At 40.8% G+C, this 25,061-nt stretch carries 22 protein-coding genes; 14 read left to right on the top strand and 8 right to left on the bottom strand.

The genetic code is table 11. The features are described from left to right. Window positions 1-127 precede the first annotated feature (127 nt). On the bottom strand, window positions 128-1,345 hold the full coding sequence (locus VB740_RS04975; protein ID WP_323198951.1) for a glycosyltransferase family 4 protein: 1,218 nt from the start codon (window positions 1,343-1,345) through the stop codon (window positions 128-130). Window positions 1,346-2,171: 826 nt separating this feature from the next. Between VB740_RS04975 and VB740_RS04970 the strand changes: the two genes are divergently transcribed. Then, complete coding sequence (locus VB740_RS04970; protein ID WP_323198950.1) at window positions 2,172-3,158, top strand: DUF1517 domain-containing protein; 987 nt, start codon at window positions 2,172-2,174, stop codon at window positions 3,156-3,158. Window positions 3,159-3,482: 324 nt separating this feature from the next. Next, the gene (locus tag VB740_RS04965) at window positions 3,483-3,863 is read left to right on the top strand and encodes a calcium-binding protein (protein WP_323198949.1); all 381 of its coding nucleotides are present in this window, start codon (window positions 3,483-3,485) and stop codon (window positions 3,861-3,863) included. A 76-nt stretch (window positions 3,864-3,939) separates the two neighbouring features. On the opposite strand, the gene VB740_RS04960 is transcribed toward VB740_RS04965, so the two are convergent. Both VB740_RS04960 and folB read right to left on the bottom strand, forming a co-directional pair. After that, entirely contained in the window at window positions 3,940-5,214 is a 1,275-nt protein-coding gene (locus tag VB740_RS04960; RefSeq protein ID WP_323198948.1) for a diguanylate cyclase domain-containing protein, read from the bottom strand. 1,053 nt (window positions 5,215-6,267) lie between these two features. Further along, entirely contained in the window at window positions 6,268-6,636 is a 369-nt protein-coding gene (gene folB / locus VB740_RS04955) for a dihydroneopterin aldolase (protein ID WP_323198956.1), read from the bottom strand. 289 nt (window positions 6,637-6,925) lie between these two features. Here folB and menD point away from each other — a divergent pair, with 289 nt between their 5' ends. Together menD and VB740_RS04945 are read left to right on the top strand one after the other, a co-directional pair. Next, on the top strand, window positions 6,926-8,731 hold the full coding sequence (menD, locus tag VB740_RS04950) for a 2-succinyl-5-enolpyruvyl-6-hydroxy-3-cyclohexene-1-carboxylic-acid synthase (protein ID WP_323198947.1): 1,806 nt from the start codon (window positions 6,926-6,928) through the stop codon (window positions 8,729-8,731). 230 nt (window positions 8,732-8,961) lie between these two features. Further along, window positions 8,962-9,774, top strand: coding sequence for a DUF3800 domain-containing protein (locus VB740_RS04945; RefSeq protein WP_323198946.1), 813 nt, complete (start codon window positions 8,962-8,964; stop codon window positions 9,772-9,774). Between the two features lie 433 nt (window positions 9,775-10,207). Here VB740_RS04945 and VB740_RS04940 read toward each other — a convergent pair whose 3' ends face one another. After that, the gene (locus VB740_RS04940) at window positions 10,208-11,080 is read right to left on the bottom strand and encodes an Rpn family recombination-promoting nuclease/putative transposase (RefSeq protein ID WP_323198945.1); all 873 of its coding nucleotides are present in this window, start codon (window positions 11,078-11,080) and stop codon (window positions 10,208-10,210) included. A 164-nt stretch (window positions 11,081-11,244) separates the two neighbouring features. Here VB740_RS04940 and menB point away from each other — a divergent pair, with 164 nt between their 5' ends. Then, window positions 11,245-12,078, top strand: coding sequence for a 1,4-dihydroxy-2-naphthoyl-CoA synthase (menB, locus tag VB740_RS04935; protein WP_323198955.1), 834 nt, complete (start codon window positions 11,245-11,247; stop codon window positions 12,076-12,078). 127 nt (window positions 12,079-12,205) lie between these two features. Here the strand turns inward: menB and VB740_RS04930 are convergent, their stop codons facing one another. Both VB740_RS04930 and VB740_RS04925 read right to left on the bottom strand, forming a co-directional pair. Further along, window positions 12,206-12,520: a hypothetical protein gene (locus VB740_RS04930; RefSeq protein WP_323198944.1), complete on the bottom strand. Its 315-nt coding sequence runs from the start codon at window positions 12,518-12,520 to the stop codon at window positions 12,206-12,208. A 576-nt stretch (window positions 12,521-13,096) separates the two neighbouring features. Beyond that, window positions 13,097-13,636 carry a DUF721 domain-containing protein gene (locus VB740_RS04925; protein ID WP_323198943.1) on the bottom strand — a complete coding sequence of 180 codons (540 nt, stop codon included), beginning with the start codon at window positions 13,634-13,636 and terminating at the stop codon, window positions 13,097-13,099. Window positions 13,637-13,856: 220 nt separating this feature from the next. On the opposite strand from VB740_RS04925, the gene VB740_RS04920 reads away from it, so the two are divergent. From VB740_RS04920 to VB740_RS04885, 8 genes are all read left to right on the top strand, one after another. Continuing rightward, the gene (locus VB740_RS04920) at window positions 13,857-15,218 is read left to right on the top strand and encodes a hypothetical protein (protein ID WP_323198942.1); all 1,362 of its coding nucleotides are present in this window, start codon (window positions 13,857-13,859) and stop codon (window positions 15,216-15,218) included. A gap of 241 nt (window positions 15,219-15,459) precedes the next feature. After that, a complete protein-coding gene (locus VB740_RS04915; protein WP_323198941.1) occupies window positions 15,460-16,209 on the top strand; it encodes a PspA/IM30 family protein in 750 nt (249 codons plus the stop codon). 129 nt (window positions 16,210-16,338) lie between these two features. Beyond that, window positions 16,339-16,473, top strand: a complete 135-nt coding sequence (locus tag VB740_RS04910; RefSeq protein ID WP_323198940.1) for a hypothetical protein — start codon at window positions 16,339-16,341, stop codon at window positions 16,471-16,473. Between the two features lie 119 nt (window positions 16,474-16,592). After that, complete coding sequence (locus VB740_RS04905) at window positions 16,593-17,369, top strand: PspA/IM30 family protein (RefSeq protein WP_190728225.1); 777 nt, start codon at window positions 16,593-16,595, stop codon at window positions 17,367-17,369. A gap of 174 nt (window positions 17,370-17,543) precedes the next feature. Continuing rightward, window positions 17,544-17,879, top strand: coding sequence for a thioredoxin family protein (locus VB740_RS04900; protein ID WP_323198939.1), 336 nt, complete (start codon window positions 17,544-17,546; stop codon window positions 17,877-17,879). Window positions 17,880-18,061: 182 nt separating this feature from the next. Continuing rightward, on the top strand, window positions 18,062-19,264 hold the full coding sequence (locus tag VB740_RS04895; RefSeq protein WP_323198954.1) for an LL-diaminopimelate aminotransferase: 1,203 nt from the start codon (window positions 18,062-18,064) through the stop codon (window positions 19,262-19,264). A gap of 425 nt (window positions 19,265-19,689) precedes the next feature. Beyond that, on the top strand, window positions 19,690-20,568 hold the full coding sequence (locus tag VB740_RS04890) for an NF038130 family PEP-CTERM protein (protein ID WP_323198938.1): 879 nt from the start codon (window positions 19,690-19,692) through the stop codon (window positions 20,566-20,568). 686 nt (window positions 20,569-21,254) lie between these two features. Continuing rightward, on the top strand, window positions 21,255-21,677 hold the full coding sequence (locus VB740_RS04885; protein ID WP_323198937.1) for a response regulator: 423 nt from the start codon (window positions 21,255-21,257) through the stop codon (window positions 21,675-21,677). A 21-nt stretch (window positions 21,678-21,698) separates the two neighbouring features. Here the strand turns inward: VB740_RS04885 and VB740_RS04880 are convergent, their stop codons facing one another. Further along, the gene (locus tag VB740_RS04880) at window positions 21,699-21,878 is read right to left on the bottom strand and encodes a hypothetical protein (RefSeq protein ID WP_323198936.1); all 180 of its coding nucleotides are present in this window, start codon (window positions 21,876-21,878) and stop codon (window positions 21,699-21,701) included. 787 nt (window positions 21,879-22,665) lie between these two features. Between VB740_RS04880 and uvrC the strand changes: the two genes are divergently transcribed. Beyond that, the gene (gene uvrC, locus VB740_RS04875) at window positions 22,666-24,543 is read left to right on the top strand and encodes an excinuclease ABC subunit UvrC (RefSeq protein ID WP_323198935.1); all 1,878 of its coding nucleotides are present in this window, start codon (window positions 22,666-22,668) and stop codon (window positions 24,541-24,543) included. 73 nt (window positions 24,544-24,616) lie between these two features. Here the strand turns inward: uvrC and VB740_RS04870 are convergent, their stop codons facing one another. Beyond that, complete coding sequence (locus tag VB740_RS04870; RefSeq protein WP_323198934.1) at window positions 24,617-25,015, bottom strand: hypothetical protein; 399 nt, start codon at window positions 25,013-25,015, stop codon at window positions 24,617-24,619. Window positions 25,016-25,061: the final 46 nt, after the last annotated feature.

Genomic DNA, 25,061 nt, shown 5'->3' with positions numbered 1-25,061 from the left:
TCTACTAAAGTAGACTAAAGATTATTCGGATTATTTAGTCATCTTTAGATGACTTGAGCTATGTCCCGCAAGGAACTTCAGTTCCTTGCGGGACATAGCTTTCACCTTAAGTTGACAAAACCGCGTTTTACTCCTCTGATTTATAAAGCGATCGATGAAGGGTTCTACGCTTGGCTAGTTCTTTACCTTTGCGACCAAGCTGCTCACGTAGTTGTTGGTCTTTGCATAACCGATTAAAAGCTTGAAAAACTTCATAACCAGAATTGGAATTAACCAGTATCCCATTCTCCTCATGCTGAACTGTGTCTAGAACACTGCCTAAGCGAGAGGTAATTATAGGCTTACCGAAGTAACTTGCTTCTAAATAAACCATACCAAAACCTTCGATATTATCAGCTTTAGCATCTAATAAACTCAGCATGGCAAAAATATCGCAAGCTGCATAATAACCTGCTAATTCCCGCTCCGGCACATATCCCGCAAAATGGACGCGTTTATGTACCCGCAAACGATACGCCAGAGATTTCAGTTCAGATTCACTTGGCCCTTGGCCGCAGATTATATAGTGAACATCCACCCCAAAGGTTAGCAATAGTGGGATATTATCAATTACTCGGTCGAAACCTTTATGTTTTACTAGCCTTCCTATAGAGAGAATAACTATTGCTGAATCGGGGATATTGTACGCCTGACGCACACGAACACGTAAATCATCAAGGCTACTGGGACTGGCTACATTATTACCAAATTTTTCTGGTCTGATTACTGGGTTTATAACGTGGGTAGGAGTATTTAATCGGAAAGCAGTTCTAAGATAGTCTCGTGTATAAGAACTGTTACAAACAATACCTTCGGCTCGTTTGAGTGTTAGTTTAAATAGCGATCGCAGCACGGGATTATGTAAAGTACAATGAAGATCATCCCCGTGTAGATAGATAAAAAAGCGAATAGGTAAGAAATAGCTCAATAGCAACAGTGAAGGAAAGTCATAGCCGTGGCCCCACTCTATATAACGGTAGTGATAACGAAAATAGAGTTTAATTGCTAGGACAAATGAGCAGATGATATTGAGCAAAGGCTTCAAAATACTTCCCACACAGCCACTACGCCAGTATTTAGGATAAAACCAGCGATATATGGGAAATTGTTGACCTTCATCAAATATTTGATCTCCTGAGCAACTAGCCGCTAGCACAATTACTCGTTCTGGATCTTGGAGACAACGATTGTAGATATATTCCCCAATTACAGCTTCTTTCGGCAGGAAGATCCGGGATATAACTAGGATATCTGGGTATGCGGCTTTGTCTCTGATTTCGGCTGTTAGTTGAGAAATATGTTCCATAATCAAGTTGATAATTTTACTTCAAATAATTTTTAATTTATTTACAATTAGGATTACTTTCAAAACTATAATTCTTATTTTATTTCTTTTAAAACCGATGTGGTAGACAAATTTGAAGGCTATTCTAGAAGATTAGTCAGGAAGATTGTTTTGATTTTATTTTTGCTGCAAATTTCCCACTATCCCACTAATTGAGAATTTCTGTGCATGATGAGCAGTAAATAAAATCTTGCACTTGTAGCCAAATTGCTCAGTGAAGAACTGTTGCGAAAATTACTTACTTCAATAGAATATCCTGTCTAGTCTAAAGTGTTGTGCCAAAATGCCAGAAAGGTGGATAAGTATTTGATAGCTATCTGGTGTCTATCTGCGCTTACTGATAAGCATCACATCCATTTGTCAACCTGCTAAGTATGCATAAATAACAAGGTATTGTATGTATCAAATATTACTTATTTTTGAGAAATATCCTCCTAGTCTTCTGATAAAACAAGTAGGGTTAAGTATTAAATAATTAGTCAAAATAATGATTCTAATTTTGAATCATCTGTATAATTCAAAACTTAGTCTGGAAGTGCTAGTCCAATAGGTTTTGTGTAATGATGAACATATCTTAAGGTTCGGTTCCCCAGTCGAGAAATCCCCCCTGCGATCGCTGCCTACTCAAGAGAAGACGCGGTAGATTGAATATGTAGCCTTTAAAAGCCTATGCTACGTGAAAGCTACAAAGCTTGCTTGTTACGGGCTGGCGTTAGCGACAGATTGCAGCACTCCTACCAGCATGGGGAGAAATCATAAATAATTCCGTTTTCCAAGCGATTGTATTATGCGTAAAAAACTACAACAAACCATCAAACCGCTATTAAAAGCCTTCTTAGCCCTAAGTTTGGTGTTAACTTTGGCTTTTAGTCACGCCGATGGAGCATTAGCGGCCCGCAGTGGGGGTCGAATCGGTGGTGGCTCCTTTAGAGTACCTTCCAGCCGCACCTATACACCGCGCACCTATGCACCTCCTGGCGGAGGCGGCGGATACTATCCTGGTGGTGGTTTTGGTGGTGGTTTTGGCTTTCCCTTCCTACTTCCCTTCTGGGGTATTGGCGGAGGATTTGGTGGTCTATTTGGGATCTTAATCTTCTTTGCGATCGCTAATTTCTTATTGCAAACTTTCCGCCGTGTCTCTGGCGGTGAAACAGAAGAAGTAGGATACAGCAGCAACCCCTCTGTTTCTGTCACTCGTTTGCAAGTAGGTTTGTTAGCTCAAGCCCGTGGTTTGCAAAATGAACTCAACCACATTGCTGAAACTGCTGATACTAACAGCCCAGAGGGAAGAGCAGAAATTCTCCAAGAAACAAGCCTAGCTTTACTCCGTCATCCCGAATACTTTGTATATGCAGGTGGTGGCACTCAACAAGCTAGTTTAAATTCAGCAGAGTCTCAGTTCAACCGCCTATCACTGGCAGAACGCAGCAAGTTTAACGAAGAAACTCTTTCTAACGTCAACAACCAGTTAAAAGCAGCCCTTGCCAAAGATGCTTTACCCCCGGCTGGTGAACTCGACAACCCCACCCGCCTATTTACCGAAGGTCCTGGTGAATACATTATCGTCACCTTGCTAGCGGCGACACTAGGCAAGTTTGACATCCCCACAGCGATTAACAGTGCTGATGATTTGCGTCAAGCTTTGCGCCAAATTGGTAGTATCCCAAGTGAGAAACTTCTAGCAATTGAAGTTCTTTGGACTCCGCAAGCTGAAAGTGATACCCTGACATCTGATGATGTGTTGGCAAATTATCCTGATTTGAGACTTGTTTAATCTCTCAAAAATTTCGCGCTTCCCTGCTAAGAAATAACTTTCTATGTTGGCGCAACAAATAAGTTCCCCTTTGAGGGCAATAACTAGAAAACCGTTTGTTAATGACAAGCGGTTTTTTGTATAACTTAGATAGGCCAGGACTTACGCACTGAAAACCAAAACCTAGATCCTCCTTAAAAACAGGGAACCCTAAAAGCCTTTATTATAATGGGGTTGGGGAATCTCTTATAGGGAAATTCTATAGACTTAACTATATATAAAAATTATTTTTAGCCAAGACTTTGGTAATATTATCAAAATGCATTATACGTAAAGCGTTAATTTATGCCTAGTGTTGAAGCCGACGAAAACCGAGAGCATCGCATTAAAACAGAAATCATTGTAGATGCTGAAGACAAAGAAGATCGGGCTATGGGTTGGTATTACTACCTCGAAGAGGCTCTGAATTTTCCCTTTATGGCTAAATGGACTAAAAAGGGACGCAAATCAGGTTCTGTAGAGGAGAAAGAAGTGGAAGTGCTGGGTATGGCCCCAGATGATGAGTGCTTAAAGGATATGCTTGTAGAAGTAGCTTACATTAATGGTAAGGATGAAGATGTATATTCTGCAAAGTTATCTGAAATAGCAGCTATCGATGCTGACAGCGAAACTCAAGAAGCGATCGCAGACTGGCTCTATTGGATTGCTAGAGGATATAAGTTTTAAACTTTAGGATAAATACCGAATAACGCGGCAGGGATTACCAGCAGCGACAACATTCTCAGGTATGTCTTTGACATATTTAACTAAATATGGAATAAGTAGCTTTTCCCTGTCGTTTAGCTCGGTACATAGCAATATCAGCATCTCGCAGCAGAGTTGCAGGCTCCTCATAACTACTAAAATTCCAAGTGATACCAATGCTAGCTGTAGTGGATAATTGATATCCATTGAGGTTAACTGGCAATTTTAAGGAGTCTTGAATACGTTTGGCAACATTAATAGCATCGGTAATGTCTTTAATATCCTCCAAAAGAACTGTAAATTCATCACCACCAAATCGTGCTACAGTATCCCCACTGCGTAAGCACGACTCTAAACGTCTAGCGATCGCTACTAAAAAATCATCCCCTATTCCATGCCCAAAGCGATCGTTAATCTCTTTGAAGCCATCCAAATCCAAAAATAAAACTGCAAAATAATAATCGCTTCTGCGTTTACTACGTTCGATGGTTTGTTTGAGGCGATCTAAAAATAAAACACGATTCGGTAATGCTGTCAGCCCATCATAAAAAGCATTGCGGATCAGTTGTGCCTCTGTTTGCTTGCGTTTGGTGATGTCTTGAAAAATTAAAACCGTGCCAGTAATATTGCCATTTTGATCGCGGATAGGTGCAACGTTATCGCCAATCGCTATTTCTTTGCCATCTTTAGTAATCAGCGTACAATTTTCTGGTAAATTCAAAACTTCACCTGATTCGATGACATCTACGATTAAATTTTCAATTGTTTCTCCTATATCTTTATCAACTAACTTAACAACTTCTACTAAATCTTTACCAAACGCTTCACTTTGCTTCCAACCAGTGATTAGTTCTGCTAGAGGATTCATCATTTGAATACAACCATTTGCATAGGTAACAATCACTGCACAGCCCATACTGTTAATAATTGCTGTTAGCCTCTGTTTTTCTTCATATAATATTTTTTTGCTCTGGTGTTTGTAAAGCGCCATTTCAATTGCAAAATGTAAATCACTTTCAATAAATGGTTTGGCTATGTAACTAAAAGGCTCACTTGTATGTAATGCTTTATATTCAGAACTATCTGTTAGATATAATACAGGAAGATGGAACTGATTCTGAATAATATTCGCTAACTGCACACCGTCAATTTTTCCAGCTAGGCAAATATCAATTAGAACTAAATGTGGATGAGTTTCTGCTATCTTTTTTATTGCTTCTTCACCAGACTTAGTTGTTTCTGAAACAGAATAACCTAATTTTTGTAAACTTTTTATAATATTTGAGGCTAGGATTTTTTCATCCTCAACAACTAGGATTTTGCGGGCGAACATGTTACAGTAACCTGTTTGCTAAGGTTAAGATTTTTGTTGTCAGTGTCAATTCGATCTAAAATTCATTATCTTATCATAAACAATATTTAACTATTCTGTCTTCTGGCTTGAAATAGATACTAGCTAATTATCCAATAGCATCATGTTATTAACCTCTGAGATTTATGTGGTTGTCAAAGCTAATTCTGTTTAATTAAGTCAGCTAATATCATGCTAATAGCATTAAACACAAATTAGCATGTAATTACTAACAATCAAAAAGCTGTTCTCAAGAAGATGTAATAGCTTTTCTGAAGAAAATAAATATTAAGTATAGTATTTATGTACAAATTAATCAAGAATGAAAGTTGGGTAAACTACAGTACATCACTTTCATCAAGATCGAAAAATTTAATAGTGTGGCCTATATGTAATATAATAGTATTTTATTCGATAAATACTACTAAAATTTAATCATAATTGGGGATTAAAGAGTTTCGTACTGCTTTCACTATAGGAATCCGGTTTGATTTATGAAAACATACGTAGGGTGTGTTAGCGACAGCGTAACGCACCAAACCCTCTATAATGGTGCGTTACGAACTCCGTTCTAACACACCCTACAACACCTAATTTTGTTCATAAATCAAATACTAGTCCTATATTAATATTTTTGTCTCAGTCGGAGTTTAAATTCTCATCTAAAATTGTCTTATACCAATTACCCGTGAGATTGCTCTAGAACTTGTGGCTTAAGCACCTTGCCTCACCAAGCAAGCTTTATTTAGTGCAATTGAACAAAGAATTGGCATTGAATTTTAAATTGTCAATAAAATAGTATTACTTCAAATTATTTATAACTTTTGGTTAATACTTAATTACAAACCCTGTGATCTGAAAATATGCAAGTTAAATGCTCATCAGCAGATCACATGATTTTTTAGATTTATGAGAAGGAGCGGGTGCTGAAGGCAATTGCAGGAAAGGTTCTCTTTGTCAAATACTTCTGTGCTCCATATAAGCCCCCTCTGTTTGTTAGCTTAATAGACATTCAAAAAAAACACGTTTTGTGCTTTAGAGATTGGACTTACGTTTAGTCAGTTCAATGCTAATTTTGCCACCAAAGTCTGGAATAGGTGCAGCAGGTTTGCTCAGAATAACTTGGACTTGTGTTACACGATCACATTCTTGGAGAATAGAATCTGCGATCGTTGCTACCAATTTCTCTATCAAAGCAAACTTAGACGTTTTGACCAGATGTTGTATCAAGCTAATGACGCTGCGATAATCTAAAGTGTCTTCGATCGCGTCAGTCTTGGCCGCTGTGGAGATATCTAACCATAACCTTACATCAACCTCAAACCATTGTCCTAGTACCTGTTCTTCTGGCAGATACCCAGTGTAGCCATAGCAGCGAATTCCCGTTAAATGAATGCAGTCCATAAAAGTTTGAGAGCAAATTGTGCATTTTGTAGAAAGTGGAGCAAGTTTACTTGGAGATTTTCTTTCTCGTAAACTTGCATAGTGGTGTTGAGTTACCTCACCGCATTTGTGAGGGTTCGCTTGCAATCCACCCTTACGGAAAGCTATTTCCGTTCGCGCAGCGTCTTTGAAAAAGAAATTTCGAGAGTCAAAAGCCGATTTTCGGACTTCTCCTTGCTCCACTTTCCCAGATGGATTTTAAATTGAATTTCCCTAAATAAAATCTAAAATTTAAGATTGTTTTATAGCTATGTTTGATTTAATGCCGATCGCTTATAGGAATGTTAATCAACTTTGGGCTTATATCTTAACAGAGACGCTAAAGCGGTTGGGATTGACTTGTGCCATCATTTGTCCAGGATCACGCTCCACACCCTTAGCAGTCGCCTTTGCTCAACAAGCACCTGAAATTGAAGCGATTTCCATTCTCGATGAACGTTCTGCCGCCTTTTTTGCCTTGGGGCAAGCTAAAGCAACCGGACGCCCTGTGGTATTAGTTTGCACCTCTGGTACAGCAGGAGCTAATTTTTATTCAGCAGTAATCGAAGCCTCATATAGCCACGTACCACTGTTGATATTAACCACCGATAGGCCGCCAGAATTGCGAGATTGTCACTCTGGGCAAACTGTAGATCAATTGAGATTATATGGAAACTACCCAAATTGGCAAGCAGAGTTAGCCTTACCCTCTGCTGATATGGGAATGTTAGCTTACTTGCGACAAACGGTAATTCATAGCTGGGAAAGAGCGCAAACTCCTACAAAGGGGCCAGTACATTTAAATATTCCCTTTCGCGATCCTCTAGCGCCTCTTCCTGATGGAACTGACTTGAGTTATTTGCGATCGCAGTTTCAACCAGAAGACTTTTTCGCAGGAATAGCAAACACTACCCCATTCCCTACTCCTCATACTTCTCTACGAGAGGCTGCGCCAACGACTGCGCTCAGTACAAGTTCCCTACTCCCCATTCCTCAACAATGGAAACAATGCGATCGCGGCATTATTATCGCAGGTGTTGCCCAACCGTCGCAACCACAGGAATATTGTAAAGCGATCGCGCGCCTTTCCCAGACTCTCAAATGGCCTGTGCTAGCAGAGGGACTTTCCCCAGTGAGAAATTATGCTGAACTCAACCCTTATTTGATTTCCACTTATGACTTGATTTTGCGAAATCAGCAACTAGCAAAGCAGTTAGCGCCTGAAATGGTGATTCAGGTGGGTGAAATGCCTACAAGTAAAGAACTACGTAGCTGGATAGATGCAACCCAACCGCGACGCTGGATAATTGACAAGAGTGATCAAAACCTCGACCCTTTACACGGGAGAACGACGCATTTAAGGATATCTGTAGAAGACATAAAAGTAGAGGAGGTAAATTTATCTTTCTCCTCAGACTATGGAAAGCAATGGTGTGATGCAGAAACTAAAGTCAGGTTAGCTGTTGACGAGACAATGGGAAAAATAGATGAAATCATTGAGAGTAAAGCAGCTTGGTTAATTTCTCAGATTTTACCGCCAGGAACACCTCTGTTTATTGCCAATAGTATGCCTGTGCGGGATGTGGAATATTTCTGGAAACCGAATAATTTAGGAGTGCGATCGTACTTTAACCGGGGTGCAAATGGTATAGATGGCACATTGTCCACAGCTTTAGGAATCGCCCATCGCCAGCAAAGTAGTGTGATGTTAACGGGAGATTTAGCACTGTTGCATGACACAAATGGTTTTTTAATCCGCAATAAGTTCGTGGGACATCTCACGATTGTGTTAATCAATAACAATGGCGGTGGTATTTTTGAAATGTTACCCATTGCCAAGTTTGACCCACCATTTGAAGAGTTTTTCGGCACTCCCCAGGATATTGATTTTGCTCAGTTATGCGCTACTTATAATGTGCAGCATGAATTGATTACTTCTTGGCAGCAGTTGCAGCAAAGATTAAACCCGCTCCCAACTAAGGGAATTCGGGTTTTGGAGTTGCAGACAGATCGCAAAAATGATGCAAAGTGGCGACAAGATAATTTGAGTAGGTTTGCCACAGTTATTACAATTTAACTATTCTGTTAGGTGTTTTATAATCGCAGGATTGAATCTGCTGATTAAATAGAATGCTTGTAAAATTAAAGTTAATAATTATTTACCAAAAGTATTTTACTTGCTAATAACGATAACCGATCTGGTTCAGTTATAGCTTCAACAAATGCCTTAGCTTAAATTTACTGAATATTATTTATTACTCTATGTAGTACATTAAAATAGTGCGCGTTCACAAGATTGCTTAAAATATGACAAATGAACTTCATCTTTATTTTGATGACTCTGGTAGCCGTAATCCAGATTCAGAAGCAATACCGCGCCGTGATGGTATTGATTGCTTTGCTTTAGGTGGAATTTTAGTGGAGGAAGAGAATATAGAACATACTATAATAACGCATCGAGAATTCTGTAATAAATGGAATGTTACTGAACCATTGCATTCTACTAAAATTCGTTCTCGACAGAAAGCTTTTGCTTGGTTAGGTAAGGAAGAGAATAAAGATAAATCTCAGGATTTTTTAAGCGACTTAGAAATGCTGATGCTCGATTTACCCTTTACTATCATTGCATGTGCTATCCACCGACCAGGTTACAATGCTCGTTATAAAAACAAATACAATAACGATATTTGGATGATGTGTAAAACTGCCTTCACTATTTTAGCTGAACGTTCAGTAAAATATGCGATTTACAAAGAACGCAAGCTACGCATTTTTTTTGAGGAAAGTGGGAAAGATGCAGATAGAGCAATTCTAGAATATGCGAAAGAACTTAAAACTCAAGGAATGTATTTTGACCCACATAGTTCAGCAGCTTATGTGGGACTAACAGCAGAGAAATTTAAAATCAATTGGTTAGGAGAACCACAGCGTAAAACTAAAAAATCACCAATGATACAGCTTGCTGATCTAGTCTTGTATCCAATAATAAAGGGACGTTATGACCCAAGCTACCGAACTTATGAGTCCCTTAAAAGTAAGTTAAAACTTGTCGATTGCGTTCTAGAGCCGGACAAAATACCTCAGATGGGTATAAAATATAGCTGTTTTGACGATATATAAAACTAAAGACCCGGAGTTTTTCCGAGTCTTTAAAATTTCGGCTTTCATACGAAAACCCCGGGGCGTTGCCCAATAAACAAATAATAAGGCCATTTAAAATTAAGTGCAAGCTAAAATAGCCTTGTTTATTAAAACTTTAAATTTTAGTTCAGCGTCTCTGTGTAAATTTTCCCCTTTTAATTGATCTTGTAACCACCCTTTCAAGTCCACGATCGCAATCTCAATTCCAACAACTTTCTTAAGCAATTTCACCAAATAGTCGTTTTAACAGTGGGAGGACGAGCGATCGCACTTTTTCTTCCACCGCTTCTGATATACTCGCGTGTCTGCAAATACTTCTTCACTTCGGGAAACTTTATTTGTAACCATAATTATTTTACGGAGTGCGTAGGCGTAGCCCACCGCAGGTATCGCCTTATCCTCTACGCGAAACTTACCCGCTTACTTCACCTTGTAACCACCCTTCCAAATCAGCAAGAGTGGAGAAATCCAATAAAGCATCACCTAAAGCTTCCAACTGTTCTGTTGATAATCCTTGAATCTGGAACAGAAGCGTATCAGGAATATTACCCACGCGCCGATTTAATAGTCGTAAAACGATCGTTCTTTCTCCTTCAACCTTTCCTTCGACTTTTCCTTCCTCTCGTCCTTCAACCTTCCCTTCTTCCTTCGCTTCCAGAATAGCCCGTGGTTCTTCCAAATTCAGTCCCAACATCGCTTGAATCTCCTCTCGACTCAGGTTAGAAAACTTGTAAACAATTATTGTCGTAACTAAATCAATTATCGCTTGCTCTGACTGTTGCCGTGCTTGCTCCAGCAAAAACCGCGCCCCTTCCACTGCTTCGGTTTCAGAGGTAACATTTGTCAGCAACATCAAACCCAATCCCAAAGGTTGTTGTCGCAAATCCCCCAATTCATCCAGATAAACCCGCCTGACTTGACCACTTTCCAATAAAGCGCGGTGAATTGTTGAGTTAGAAGGTTCAAGACTGCGAGAAGCAAAAATTATTACCCCAAACCAGTCATCGTAACGAATAGAGTTGCGGTAGAGAAACAAAAACAATTCGCTAAAGAAGCGGTGATATAAGTCTTCGTCCTTCTGAAACTGCACTTCAGCAAAAAAGACGGTTTTGGAAACTGCATCAGCCGGAGGTAAAAATACTCCATCAATCCGAAACGCGGTTTCTTTCACTTCAACTGATTCAAACTGGTAATTTTCCGCTTCTGGGGGTGGTTCATCTACTAATTCAAACAGCAAACCGGGGAATTGCTTAAATAATTTATAGAAAATGGTGTCACGTCGCATTTTTATTCCTCAACACCCAGACGATTACCAGATTGTAAAGGGTTGAGATACCAATTTTAGCGTAGGCGTAGCCCACACTTCGACTTAGCTCAGTGACCACCGCAGGTATCGCATGTCCCTACGTCCGCGATAAAATTCTCAAGCACAACAGCGCACTCTATACAATGCAAATTAACTGGGAAACCGCCAAAACCTACGAAGATATTCTGTATCAAAAAACTGATGGTATTGCAAAAATCACCATCAACCGTCCCCATAAACGCAATGCTTTTCGTCCTGAAACAGTCTTTGAACTGTACGACGCTTTCTGTAATGCTCGTGAAGATACTACTATTGGTGTCGTCCTATTTACGGGCTATGGTCCACACACTGATGGCAAATATGCTTTCTGTTCTGGTGGCGATCAAAGTGTGCGGGGACATGCGGGTTATGTAGACGATACTGGCATCCCTCGCTTGAATGTGTTGGACTTACAACGCCTGATTCGTTCCATGCCGAAAGTTGTGATTGCTTTAGTAGCTGGATATGCGATCGGTGGTGGACATGTCCTACACTTGATTTGCGACCTTACTATCGCTGCTGATAACGCTATTTTTGGGCAGACTGGCCCGAAAGTCGGCAGTTTCGACGGTGGTTTTGGAGCTAGCTATCTCGCCCGCATTGTAGGACAAAAGAAAGCTAGAGAAATTTGGTTTCTCTGCCGTCAATATGATGCACAACAAGCGCTAGAAATGGGCTTAATTAATTGCGTCGTCCCAATCGAACAACTAGAAGCGGAAGGTATTCAATGGGCGCAGGAGATTTTAGAAAAAAGCCCGATCGCAATTCGGTGTCTCAAAGCCGCGTTCAATGCTGATTGTGACGGACAAGCTGGTTTACAAGAGTTAGCTGGCAATGCCACCCTACTTTATTACATGACAGAAGAGGGGTCTGAGGGCAAACAAGCCTTTCTCGAAAAGCGTCCACCAGATTTTCGCTCTTTTCCTTGGCTACCTTAAAATTGCAAAAATCGCACCAAGCTAAAGGGTGCGATTTTTGTAGATGTCAACATTTACGGCACTAAATATCTTAAAAACAAATCTTATCTTAAGCAAACTACAAACTGAGTTCAGTAATAATGGATGACTAAATAACCACTGCTTTAGTCTTTACCTGTTCGCAGATAGAGGCAGTTATTTCCTCAACAGGGGTAAGAGCAGCATTGTCTAAATCTGAGGCTAAGGAGTGAGATGATGTTAAAACTGGGGCTGCATCTGGCAAACTCCAAGCATCTTCCAAGGTTTCCCAAGAAGGTGCAAAAGGCGGGAGTGCCAAAGAGCAAGCCTTCCAAGTTGCTTGAACAGGTGCTCCCAACTGCTGGCACGTTCCGCCACGGCGACCTTCTGGCTGGTAATGACGGCAATATCTACAGGCAGATGCTAAAAATTTAATTGGTTTCATTAGATTTATCTTTAGTGCCGTTTCTGGCTGAATTTCATCTTTATATTTTGCTTCTATATATAAAGACGGAGAAAAGCCAAAAAGTCATTATTTTCTATAGGTTTCAGCGATCCCGACGAAAAAATAAACTTTAGGATATTTTTATAATCTTGTTATATTTTTAAATAATCCTGATAGTGCTTACCTATAGATTTTGGCTAAAACTTATTAGGGATCAAGAGTAAAAGTAAAGATTTTGATTTATTCAGCCTTTTAAATTCCTCCTTAAGGATAGGTTAAGGCAGATAATTTGTGATAAATCGTCTACTTCGTATACCACATTCGACATATTCTAGCCATAAAACATCTTTTTTCTCAAGAATTAAAACTTTTCTATTTATATGGCAGCAGCAACTTACTTTAAAATAAATTCTGCTCAACGAATAATCACAAAACTATTTTGCTTTTAATTTAGATCGGGACTGAATACCATTTCACGAAAAATCTGATACAGATGTAACCCCTGAAAGCTTTGCTGCATCTAAGTTTTTTAATTGCGAATTGCGAATTGCGAATTGTGAATTGGTATGACTCCCTTCAAAACTGTTTAGCAGCACAGATAGAACAGACTGTCCAGCGCTGGAGTTCACCGGGTGGGGTAGGAGATTCACATTGAGGACAAAGGGGTAAGCCATGCGATCGCGATCGCATGATCTTAGCCCAATTTCCAAAAGCAGCATTCACATCCTTGGTGGGTGTAATATCAGGGCAGCTAATCTCATCACCAAGGTAACTGGGATGCTCATGGGGCGAAATCGTTTGTTGCTGTTTTATCTCCACAGACGGATTTTGCCAGCCAGCAGTAGAGAAGCGAATATCAACCAAAGGCGTTGGCAGTTTTTTATTCAACTTTAAAAGCAGAGACGTGCGGCCAAAAGTCAGGTTTTGCGCCCAAGCAGCACTAGAAGTTGCTACCGACAAAACATCGCGTTGAATCGACAATGGTCGAGTATGTGCGGCAACCACTGGCCCAACAACTTCTGCCCAACACTTGAGCAGGCGTTGAAATGGTTGTTCTTGCCATTTCGCCTGCTTTTCCAGAACACCTAAAATATCATTAATTGATTTCAACGACATCGTTAAAAGTTTGGAGTGGGGAGTGGGGAGCAGGGGAGCAGGGGGACAAGGTGACTTGTGAGAACTTGAACAAGTCACCTTGTCCCCAAGTCCTCTTCCCAATGCCCTATGCCCAATGCCCCATGCCCAATCTATCTATTTAGATAATTTTCGCTACTATTGTCACAAATATATCTATCTAAAGTTAATTCCAACAATCTAAGTTTGAGGCGCAGAGGCAATGACTCAAAACCCCCTGAACGATTCCGGTACTCAATCGTCTAAAACATCTGGATTGAAACCAGTACTAGCAGCAGCACTAGCGAGTTTAGAGGTACCTCTCGATCAAGAGTTAGCTCGATACCGACGCACGCGAACTGGTTTGGGGTCATCGAAGCAGCCCCGTGTTGTAAGCTACATGAGTAGTCAATCCCAGTCTTTGACTGCTATCCCTACAACATCAGTTACAACTCAGTCATTAGTAACAGAAATTAAAAGCAACGTGCCGCCTGGAGCTTTAACTGTGAATCATCAGGGAACCCCAGCGCCAGATACGGCAAAAATTGACGTACCACCCGCATCTGTACCCGTAAATCCTCAAAAGCAACCAGCACCAGCTGCGGCAAACACCGAGGAACTAAATAATCTCAATTTGCCCTCCACCCATGATGCTGCTAAAACACAAACTCAACTTCCACCGCCACCGCCCAACTTTAGTAGCAGCATAGTGCCAGCCCTCGTTAAAGATAATAAGAGCGAAAATCTCTTGCAGCCAGATGACACCCCTAAGCACCCAGATGACTATTTGGAATCTAGTGAAGCACTGCTGCGAAGTCTGACAGAAGAACAACTAGAAACCAAGAAACCAAGCAATTCTAGCGACAGTCTACTATCACCTTTGGGTATCGGCTCGATGTTGCTCCTATTGGTAGCAAGTCTTACCTTGGGTTATGTAGTCTTCAATCCCAAAAGCTTGTCACAATTAAATTTAGGCAAGTTATTTAACGGTAACTCGTCTCCTGCACCAGAAAATACTGAGCAAGTTGCGAGTAATGTCCAACCTCAGATCAAGCCACCAAGTACATCCATACCCAAGTATCCCAATCTAGCTGCTGAAGAATTTCCTGAGGTGAGAGGCCCCAATGATTTAGTTGGCTTAAAACCCAAAGTCCAACCAACCCTGGCAGTAGTACCTAATCCAGTCGTTCCGCAAAACCCCGCAAATCCTCAAGCGGCATTGCCTGACACCAATACAGCCGTAAAACCTAGAGATCCGATCGCTTTAGCACGAGTACCAAGGGTACAACCCTTGCCTCCTTTGAATTTGCCTCCCGCTTCAACGGCGAAAATATCGCCCCAGGCAATCACACCCTCACCAAAGCCGGATTCAGAAATCAAACCAGCAACAGATGGGTTCTATCATGTAGTGATAGATAATAAAGGCGCAGCTTTAGCCTCAGCACGAGAAATAATTCCTGATGCTTATTTATCACCCAGCAAAGAATTGATTTATCTGGGTGCTTTTAAGACTAAAGAGCAAGTACAACAACATCTGAAATTGTTAGAGAGAAAGGGAATCAAGGCACGGGTTCAGCAGCCATAAGTTGCAAAAATCTACGATACCATGAGATAACAGTCCTGAGTCATGAGTGCTGAGTCCTGGATGAAGAGTGCTACGCCACTTGAGGCAATGCTCTGCGTAGCTCTTACAAAGTACATTAGTACCCAGTAATTTTTCTTCACTCAGCACTCAATTAGTTGGGATGTGGCATCCACATTATGCGGTGATGAGTAATTATTAAAACTCATTACTCAGCACTGAATTTCGTGAATGGAGAGCCGACATGGAATTAATCAAGCGTATCCTGCGGGTGATTCGCGCTAATCTCAATAGTTTGATTGGTGGTGCAGAAGATCCAGAAAAGATTCTAGAGCAAACTGTCCTAGAGATGCAGGAAAATCTAGTGCGATTGCGGCAGGGTGTAGCACAAGCGATCGCTACCCAGAAACGCACTGAACGGCAGGCTGCTGCTGCTCAGTCTCAAACAGAAGAATGGTATCGCCGCGCTCAATTAGCCCTGCAACAAGGCAACGAACCTCTAGCACGCGAAGCTTTGACTAAGCGCCAAGCTTACAAAGAAACCGCTACAGCCCTCTTTTCCCAGATAGAGCAGCAAAACGATATCGTAGCTAGGCTAAAAAAGGATATGCGATCGCTAGAGTTAAAAATTTCCGAGGCGAAAACAAAAAAAGATATGTATATTGCTCGCGCCCGTTCTGCTGAAGCGTCTTCTCGCCTCCAGGAAATGCTTGGTGGAGTTTCTGCCACCAGCAGTCTGAGTGCTTTTGAGCGGATGGAAGAAAAAGTTTTGCAGATAGAGTCTAAATCAGAAGCAATAGCTCAACTCGGTAGCGATGACTTGGAAACACAATTTACTTCCTTAGAATCTACTAATAATGTAGATGCCGAATTGGCAGCGATGAAGGTACAGGTTTTAAACGGGGCAGAAAACACACAGCACAACAATCTCCTCACGCAGGAAAATCAGAAGACACCTCCGCAACAGCAGTTACCCAAAACCGAGGACTCTTGAAGACAGGCAAGGGGGCAGGGGGCAGGGGGCAGGGGGAGATGAGGGAGATGAGGAAGATGAGGGGGACAAGGAGACAAGAAGTGAGAACTTGAAACAAGTCTTTCCCCTTGTCTCAAAGTCCTCTTGCCTATGCCTAATGCCCCATGCGCCATGCGCCATGCCCAATGCCCAATGCCCAATGCCCAATGCCCCATGCCCCATGCCCCCTACCTCTTGGTTGAAGTTCGGCCAATTACCCCACTTTGGAGATATCTTAACAATTAAGAACTGTTAGAAGGTACTGATTTAAACCGGAAAGATTACATTGAAATAGGTAGCTATTAAAAAATAAAAAAGCTAACTGTCCAGCAAAAAGCGTAAACCACACAAGGAAAAACAAAGTTATGGGATTATTCGATCGCATTAAGCGAGTAGTTAGTTCTAACCTCAACGACTTGGTTAACAAAGCCGAAGACCCCGAAAAAATGCTAGAACAAGCCATCCTGGAAATGCAGGAAGACTTGGTTCAGCTGCGTCAGGGAGTAGCCCAGGCGATCGCTGCCCAAAAACGCAGTGAAAAACAGTACAATGATGCCCAAAATGAAATCAATAAGTGGCAACGCAATGCCCAACTAGCACTACAAAAAGGTGATGAGAACCTAGCAAGGCAAGCTCTAGAGCGCAAAAAAACTTATACTGACACCAGCGCCGCCCTCAAAGCTAGCTTGGATACCCAAAGCACTCAAGTTGAAACCCTCAAGCGCAACTTAATCCAGTTAGAAAGCAAGATTTCTGAAGCTAAAACCAAGAAAGAAATGCTTAAAGCTCGGATCACCACTGCCAAAGCCCAAGAGCAACTCCAAGGCATGGTGCGTGGGATGAATACCAGCAGTGCAATGTCTGCCTTCGAGCGGATGGAAGAAAAAGTCTTGATGCAAGAATCCCGGGCCCAGGCACTAGGAGAGTTAGCAGGTGCAGATTTAGAAACCCAATTTGCCCAGTTGGAAGGTGGTAGCGATGTTGATGATGAATTGGCAGCTTTAAAAGCGCAAATGCTACCACCCGCTACTCCTGTAACTCAAGCGCAACTACCACCGCAACAAGAAACCACTGCTCCTAAGTCTAACGAGGTGGTTGATGCCGAGTTGGATTCCTTACGCAAGCAATTGGATCAACTGTAAAATTGGTAGAAAACTTATTTGAACCAGTCCCACACCTGTTGGTTGTGGGATTTTACGTCATTAGTCAATAGTCAATAGTCAAAATCACTATGAATTATTGACTATTAACTATTGGCTACTTTGGGATAAAGTATTGTGTGTGCCAACTTTGATCGCCCCCTGATGGAGACTGCAATGAGTAAGGCTGTAATCACCATAACTGATGCTGAGTTTGAAACAGAAGTGTTAAAAGCTGAACAGCCTGTATTAGTTTACTTTTGGGCTTCCTGGTGTGGGCCTTGTCAATTGATGTCGCCCCTGATTAACTCAGCTGCTACCAAATATAGCGATCGCCTCAAAATCGTTAAAATGGAAATTGACCCCAACCCACTTACTGTTAAGCAGTACCAAGTGGAAGGTGTACCAGCCCTCAGACTATTTCAAGGCCAGGAAGTTTTGATTTCGACTGAGGGAGTCATCGGCAAAGATAAATTACTCGAACTCTTAGATACCCACCTAAATAGTAATTAGTCATTGGTCATTGGTCATTGGTCACTTGTACTGAGTTTCGACTGCGCTCAACTACCGCGTTGTCGTAAAGCCTGCGGCATAGCTACGCTTAGGGCGCAGCCTCTCCAAGAGTTGTATTGGTCATTTGACAAAGTACAAAGGACAAAGGACAAATGACTAGTGACAAAGGACAAATGACTAATATGCAATTTGCAAAGCGTTTACAACCCCTGCAATCTAATGTATTTGCTGATATGGACAGAGCCAAGGCAATCGCTTTGGCAGCTGGACAAGAAGTAATTGATTTGTCGTTGGGGTCTTCTGATTTGCCGGCTGAGGCACATGTCATTGAGGCGATCGCCCAATCACTCCACGATCGCAGTACCCACGGCTATCTGTTATTTAACGGTACCCAAGGATTTCGCCAAGCCGCGGCTAACTGGTACGAACAAAAATTTGGTATCAAAGTCGATCCTCAAACTGAGGTACTACCTTTAATTGGTTCTCAGGAAGGGACAGCCCATTTACCCCTAGCAATACTCAATCCAGGAGATTTCGCTCTCTTGCTCGATCCAGGTTATCCCTCCCATACGGGGGGAGTCTACCTAGCCAGTGGTCAAATCTACCCGATGCCACTACTGGCAGAAAACGGTTTTTTACCAGTGTTTGCTGATATTCCTGCTCCAGTCTTGGCCCAGTCGCGGATGATGGTATTAAGCTATCCTCATAATCCCACCTCCGCGATCGCACCTTTATCTTTCTTCCAAGAAGCTGTCGCTTTCTGTCAACAACACAATCTCGCCTTGGTTCACGATTTCCCCTACGTAGATTTGGTATTTGAGGAAACTAGAGAGTCGGCAGATTCTTCTTTTAATCCAAAATCCCTAGTCCCTTCAATTCTGCAAGCTGATCCAGAGAAAAGCGTCTCGATTGAATTTTTCACCCTTTCTAAGTCCTACAATATGGGCGGATTCCGTATTGGCTACGCAATCGGTAATGCCCAGTTAATTAAGGCTTTACGCCAGGTAAAAGCCGCTGTTGATTTTAATCAGTATCGGGGAATTTTGAATGGTGCGATCGCTGCCCTGACTGGTCCTCAAGCTGGGGTAAAATCTACTGTCGCTACCTTCCAGCAGCGCCGTGATGCTTTCATCACTGCTTTACACCGCATTGGCTGGAACGTTCCTACTCCCAAAGCCACAATGTACATCTGGGCAAAATTGCCCTCAGCTTGGAGTCAAAACTCCATTGAATTTTGTACACAGCTAGTCAAACAAACTGGTGTAGCCGCTTCCCCAGGTGCTGGCTTTGGCAAATCTGGAGAAGGGTATGTCCGTTTTGCTTTGGTGCATGAGCCACCTTTGTTAGAAACTGCTGTGGAAAGAATTGCCCAGTTCCTTCATTGAATTTCTTTTCAAGCTGAACACCAAACATTTTTTGCAGTCAAGTTTAGTTTATGGATAGAACATGCGGTAGGAGCGTATAGATGAGATGTGCGCCCCTGCTAATGACCGTATTATACTGAATTTAAAATTATCTCTCTGTATTCTTAATTACTATCTTATTTCAGAAAAATAAGTAATTAAACTTATAAAAATCTAGAAACATTTGTCATCTTTTCATTGATAATCAGCAGCAACTTTACCCAATCAGGTCTCCCCCTTTCTTAAACTGGGTTTGTACGCTCAACTACCAAAGATGGCTAACAATGCAAGTTGCGTTTTTAAGCACCTGTATTGCCAAAAAGCCTGTAGTCAAAACAGCCCAAGCCTATAAACGGCAGTAGTTTAAAACTTAACTTCCAAACTGATAGAGACTTGAAAAAATGAAAATGACTTTTCAGAAGCTTGTGATTGGTGCCTCAATGGCTATTGGTGTGAGCGCTCTTGCCACTGTACCAGCACAAGCCGGCACCCTCGCTGGTGCTACTATTGGTGGAACAGCAGCCAGTGATTATTTAGTCTATGATTCCAATGCTACAAATACCTTCACAGTAGCAAATACTAGTGAAAATGTACAAAAAGTTCTAAGTGGTAACGCCGCCAGTCCGACTGGAAATGTGGAGCTAGCTGCTAGTAGTGAACAAGCTAGTTTTGATTTTAGCAAAAACACCACCTTGACAGGTACAATCGGTGGGAAAACCCTGACTCTAAGCAGCCTAACTTCTGATGACTGGTTTGGAGTCGGTCAAACAACTACGACGTATGGGTTAAATAACTTAGCCAACACCTGGTTTAATCAAGTTCTAAGTTCTAATAGTATCACTAGTCCTTTACTCGGTGCGTTCGGCTATACTCAACAGACTTTGTTTAACAGTTTTCTTACAAAAGGGGGATTTCAACGCTTTAGTGATCCGAATATTTCCTATGTCAATCAAGATGACACTAGTGGTTTAATTAGTATTGGTTTAGCAGGTCACTTTGATGCCGCACCCCTTCTAGGGCTGCCGTCTAACCCATTATTTCCATTACAAGCAAGTGAAATTGTCAAATACACTTATGACGGCAAAACTGATTACTTGTATAGCTTTAAAGCTACCAAGTCTGGTTTAGTTGAAATAAGCGATAAAATATCCCACAGTGGTAATTACGAAGTCACTATCAAAGGTGTACCTCCCGCAGCAGTCCCAGAACCATCAGTAATACTGGGTCTGTTAGGTATTGCTGGTGTGTTTGCTACCCAACGCAAATTTAAAAAAGCATCTATTTAAGATTGCGGGTTCAAGACTACAACTAAGTAAGGGAGCTAACACCTCCCTTTTTTTATGGATACTTCCTTCCAGCTAGAAGATGATTTTAACTTCAAAGTTAAAATTTTTGGCTTTTCAATATTTAGTATGCTCAAACAATCCGCTAAAAAGCTTACAATACTGCTATACAAGCAAAACAGGCATTATTTTTGAACTTTTTCGGTTTTTCTAGGGATTTAAATTTTTCATCCTTGGTTTAAAAGTAAAATTTTATTGGCTTCCTTTTTCTTTGTGTCATACCCTGCGGGACGCTTACGCAGAGAGTGTCGCAGACAGACGCTCTGCGTTGACGGAAGCCTCACGCTGCTTCACCTCTTTGCGTCTACGTTTCTCATATAGTTTGGCGCATTTTCATGCAGAATTTGTATAAGTACCTCTACTCACAAAAATTAGACTATTCAATTTTTAAAAGCAGCATTTTATTTAATACTATAAAATATAAAATTAACGTAAAGAAAATCTTAAGTTTTCATGAAAATGACATTAATTTTAATATTATTTAAGTATTATAGTACAAGTAAATTTAATTTATAAATGTTTTCAGTAGATTGCATAAGTAAAATCTCTATTCATTTCACCGTTTAAATGCAATACCATTATAGTTTATGGTAATAATTTTTGGCTTTTACTTAAGATAATAGGTAGTAATGACAGCACAATTACTCAATATAAATAAGCCATTGCGGTCACACAAGGTTAGACGAGTTTTGCTAGTTGAAGACCATTATCTCAATCGGATGTTGCTGAGTGACTATCTAAGTTACTGTGGGTACGATGTCCAAAGCTTATCAGAAGGCTCTACTTTTTTCTCAACTATAGATAAATTTGAGCCAGATTTAATCTTATTGGACTTGAAATTGCCAGATATTGACGGTTATTCGCTCTTAAAACAAGTCCAGGAAAAACCTGATTTGTTAAAAACACCTATCATTGTGGTTTCAGCCTTTGCTTTTAAAGCAGATCAAGAACTAGCTCTAAGTTTGGGCGCATGTCGCTATTTTGTCAAACCTTTAAAACTCAAGGATCTCATTTTTACAATTGAAGAAGAGTTGACTTGTCGCCACAGATAAACTTTTCTACGGGGCGTGCATTTATTCAGCTTTTTGCTCTGCAATAAACTCTTCTACTCGTTCACTAATATGTTGCACAGAACTGCCAATTTTTGAAATTCTTTGTTGTACTTGCGCTAACAACAAAACTGCTGTTTGCAGATCATTGAGTGTTTCAGCCATAGCTTCACGGTACTGGGCTTCAAAGTCTTGCAAATTCATAGTTTATCTATTGTCGGAAAACATTATATATAGCTATATTCTCAATCATAATCTTAAATTTACCTTAGTAAATCCGTTAATTCGCTTAATATTATAAGTTCATTATAAAAAGTTAAATATTGCTAATTAATAAATTATTTATCTAGGATTTATATAATCAATATATAATCAAAAACTAGAGTTATAAAACTCAATATTAAAAATATTTTTATCTAAAATATAAAATTTTGAATAATCAAGTATTCTCAATTAAAAAATATTAATTATGGATTCACAAAGCAAAGTTTTTATTCTGACAGTAAGTGAATTGTGAATAAACCAAACTATAGCGATTCTGATTTGAATAGGAAATGTCGTCTCCCTATGAATATCTGTGTTCATCTGTGGTTAATTATTTTTTCTGTACCTTACCCATGTGGGAACCGCTATATGTTATTTGAGTAACGTAAAAGTGTTTAAATAGGTTCGTAGTGAGCGGCTTTAGCCTTTTGTGAGACTTTAGTCTTCTCCATGAGCAAGGCCCCTCAAGGGTTACACTACAAACCTTTAATTATTTACGCCGTCCTACTTAGCAGCCGATGATTAAGATCACAACTCCTGTCTGCTCGAAAGTTCTGATGCTTGCAGCAAGTTTTTGGGCAAACATCTAGGTCGAAAACTAGCCCCTAGCCCCTCTTTTATGTGTTCTGGTGTATACAGTTCATGACGGCTACTTTATTTTTACTTGTTAAATCGGCACGAAAAAATAATTTTTCTTAAAATAAAGAAAGATTACCTAATTTTAATTGTGGCAATATCTACTCAAATACTACCACTGGTTAAAGAGCCAGAACGACTGGAAAACCGGCTAGCCGAAATTCCACCGGAACCGGGGGTTTATTTCATGCGGGACAGTAGCGATCGCATTATATATATAGGTAAATCACGTAAGTTGCGATCGCGTGTCCGTTCCTATTTTCGGGATGGCTACAACAAGAGTGAACGCATCGCCACGATGGTGAAGTTGGTGACAGAAATTGAATTTATCGTCACTGATACTGAAACTGAAGCGTTAGCACTAGAAGCCAATTTGATCAAGCAGCACCAGCCATACTTTAACGTGCTGCTCAAAGATGATAAAAAATATCCTTATCTCTGCATCACTTGGTCAGAAGATTATCCGCGAATTTTTATTACCCGTAAACGTCAATTCGGTAAAGAAAAGGATAAATTTTACGGGCCTTATACTGATGCTGGTCTTTTACGAGAAATTGTCCGCCTGTGTAAGCGGATCTTCCCACAGCGACAACGACCTCAACCACTTTTTAAAGATCGTCCTTGCTTAAATTATGATTTAGGGCGTTGTCCGGGTGTTTGTCAACAGATGATTCCACCAGAAGAATATCGCAAAATTGTGCAAAAAATAGCGATGGTCTTCCAAGGGCGAACTCAGGAACTGATTGATATTTTGACTCAACAGATGAACGCAGCAGCTGAAAACTTGAATTTTGAGACAGCAGCGCGGATTCGGGATCAAATTTCTGGGTTAAAGTCGCTGACAGCCAATCAAAAAGTTTCCTTACCAGATGATACAGTTTCGCGGGATGCGATCGCACTGGCAGCAAATGAACAACACGCCTGCATCCAACTATTCCAGATTCGTGCTGGACAATTGGTAGGACGCTTGGCCTTTGTGGCGGATGCTCACGCAGAACCGGGAGCTATTTTACAACGAGCTTTAGAGGAACATTACCAAACTGCTGACTCAGTGGAAATACCTTTAGAAATTTTGGTACAGCATGATATACCAGATAGCGAGATATTGGCGGATGTCTTAACTCAACGCAAAGGGAAAAAAGTCACAATCTTGACTCCTTTGCGGCAAACTAAGGCAGAATTAATTGAGATGGTAGAGCGAAATGCCCAGTATGAATTGCAAAGAATGCAGAAATTAGGCGATCGCAACGACCAAGCAATGCAAGACTTAGCAGCTATTCTTGATTTACCAGATGTACCCCACCGCATCGAAGGTTATGACATTTCCCACATTCAAGGTTCAAATGCAGTAGCTTCGCAAGTTGTGTTCATCGACGGTTTACCCGCCAAACAGCATTATCGCCACTATAAAATTAAAAATCCCACAGTGACGGCGGGACATTCAGATGATTTTGCTAGTCTTGCTGAAGTTATTGGGCGACGGTTCCGTAAGTATGGCGACGATCCACAGTTGTCACGTTTGGGTAATCCAGATTGGCCTGATTTAATCATGATCGATGGTGGTAAAGGTCAATTATCATCCGTTGTCGCCGTTTTGCAAGAGATGAATTTATTAGAAGACTTGCGAGTTGTAAGTCTGGCGAAGCAGCGAGAAGAGATTTTTTTACCGGGAGAATCTAAACCTTTAACAACTGATTCAGAACAATCAGGGGTGCAGTTGTTGCGGCGGTTGCGAGATGAAGCGCACCGATTTGCAGTGACTTTTCATCGTCAGCAACGCAGTGATAAATTGAAGCGATCGCGTTTAGATGAAATTCCTGGCTTAGGACATCATCGACAAAAGCAGTTACTAGGGCATTTTCGCTCAGTTGATTATATTCGGCAAGCGGCACCCACACAACTTGCTGAGGTTCCAGGAATAGGCCCGCGTTTGGCTCAAGAAATTTATGATTATTTTCATCCTTCTTGATACGGGTGAAAAGCATATTTTGTAAGTATTTGAAATTTTCAATGAATAAAGTTTTAATTCCCAGGCGTCAGTATTACTCGGCATCTATGCTGTAGTATGAACTCTCAAAGGTTGTCGAATTATTCTGTGCTTGCCTACAAAGCCAGAACATCAGGTAAATGCCAAAATATTGTTGTTTTTCTTTTTCGTTATAATTACCAAATTTTTCAGCCTGTTGATATCGCACTAATGCTTGCCGAAAGTTCTTTTTTGTAACTTTCTCTCCTAATGCTTGAGATAGCAATTGCCATAACGCAGAACCTACATCCTTCTTTATGTAATCGAGGCAGTAGCCGCGATCGTTGGCAAACTGTTCGTATGTCTGATTTTCAGAAGATGCTTTTAACAAATCACTTTGTAAATCAGTCAAGTGTCTGCCAGATGATTTCGATACCACTTTGTCCGCAATAGTTAATAACTCTTGAATGTTCATACGTCAAACTAATCTGAATGAATTTTATGCAGATGCTTAATTATGG

It is taken from the genome of Nostoc sp. UHCC 0251, assembly GCF_034932245.1.
In the GTDB taxonomy this organism is placed as follows: Bacteria; Cyanobacteriota; Cyanobacteriia; order Cyanobacteriales; family Nostocaceae; genus Nostoc.
Note: the sequence above shows the minus strand (reverse complement) of the source record. Positions and strands in the feature narration are given on the sequence as shown.

Bases quoted from the DNA above. Each gene is read 5' to 3' on its own strand.
- VB740_RS04975 (WP_323198951.1), bottom strand. From the start codon at position 1,345: ATGGAACATATTTCTCAACTAACAGCCGAAATCAGAGACAAAGCCGCA.
- VB740_RS04970 (WP_323198950.1), top strand. From the start codon at position 2,172: ATGCGTAAAAAACTACAACAAACCATCAAACCGCTATTAAAAGCCTTC.
- VB740_RS04965 (WP_323198949.1), top strand. From the start codon at position 3,483: ATGCCTAGTGTTGAAGCCGACGAAAACCGAGAGCATCGCATTAAAACA.
- VB740_RS04960 (WP_323198948.1), bottom strand. From the start codon at position 5,214: ATGTTCGCCCGCAAAATCCTAGTTGTTGAGGATGAAAAAATCCTAGCC.
- folB (WP_323198956.1), bottom strand. From the start codon at position 6,636: ATGGACTGCATTCATTTAACGGGAATTCGCTGCTATGGCTACACTGGG.
- menD (WP_323198947.1), top strand. From the start codon at position 6,926: ATGTTTGATTTAATGCCGATCGCTTATAGGAATGTTAATCAACTTTGG.
- VB740_RS04945 (WP_323198946.1), top strand. From the start codon at position 8,962: ATGACAAATGAACTTCATCTTTATTTTGATGACTCTGGTAGCCGTAAT.
- VB740_RS04940 (WP_323198945.1), bottom strand. From the start codon at position 11,080: ATGCGACGTGACACCATTTTCTATAAATTATTTAAGCAATTCCCCGGT.
- menB (WP_323198955.1), top strand. From the start codon at position 11,245: ATGCAAATTAACTGGGAAACCGCCAAAACCTACGAAGATATTCTGTAT.
- VB740_RS04930 (WP_323198944.1), bottom strand. From the start codon at position 12,520: ATGAAACCAATTAAATTTTTAGCATCTGCCTGTAGATATTGCCGTCAT.
- VB740_RS04925 (WP_323198943.1), bottom strand. From the start codon at position 13,636: ATGTCGTTGAAATCAATTAATGATATTTTAGGTGTTCTGGAAAAGCAG.
- VB740_RS04920 (WP_323198942.1), top strand. From the start codon at position 13,857: ATGACTCAAAACCCCCTGAACGATTCCGGTACTCAATCGTCTAAAACA.
- VB740_RS04915 (WP_323198941.1), top strand. From the start codon at position 15,460: ATGGAATTAATCAAGCGTATCCTGCGGGTGATTCGCGCTAATCTCAAT.
- VB740_RS04910 (WP_323198940.1), top strand. From the start codon at position 16,339: ATGCCTAATGCCCCATGCGCCATGCGCCATGCCCAATGCCCAATGCCC.
- VB740_RS04905 (WP_190728225.1), top strand. From the start codon at position 16,593: ATGGGATTATTCGATCGCATTAAGCGAGTAGTTAGTTCTAACCTCAAC.
- VB740_RS04900 (WP_323198939.1), top strand. From the start codon at position 17,544: ATGAGTAAGGCTGTAATCACCATAACTGATGCTGAGTTTGAAACAGAA.
- VB740_RS04895 (WP_323198954.1), top strand. From the start codon at position 18,062: ATGCAATTTGCAAAGCGTTTACAACCCCTGCAATCTAATGTATTTGCT.
- VB740_RS04890 (WP_323198938.1), top strand. From the start codon at position 19,690: ATGACTTTTCAGAAGCTTGTGATTGGTGCCTCAATGGCTATTGGTGTG.
- VB740_RS04885 (WP_323198937.1), top strand. From the start codon at position 21,255: ATGACAGCACAATTACTCAATATAAATAAGCCATTGCGGTCACACAAG.
- VB740_RS04880 (WP_323198936.1), bottom strand. From the start codon at position 21,878: ATGAATTTGCAAGACTTTGAAGCCCAGTACCGTGAAGCTATGGCTGAA.
- VB740_RS04870 (WP_323198934.1), bottom strand. From the start codon at position 25,015: ATGAACATTCAAGAGTTATTAACTATTGCGGACAAAGTGGTATCGAAA.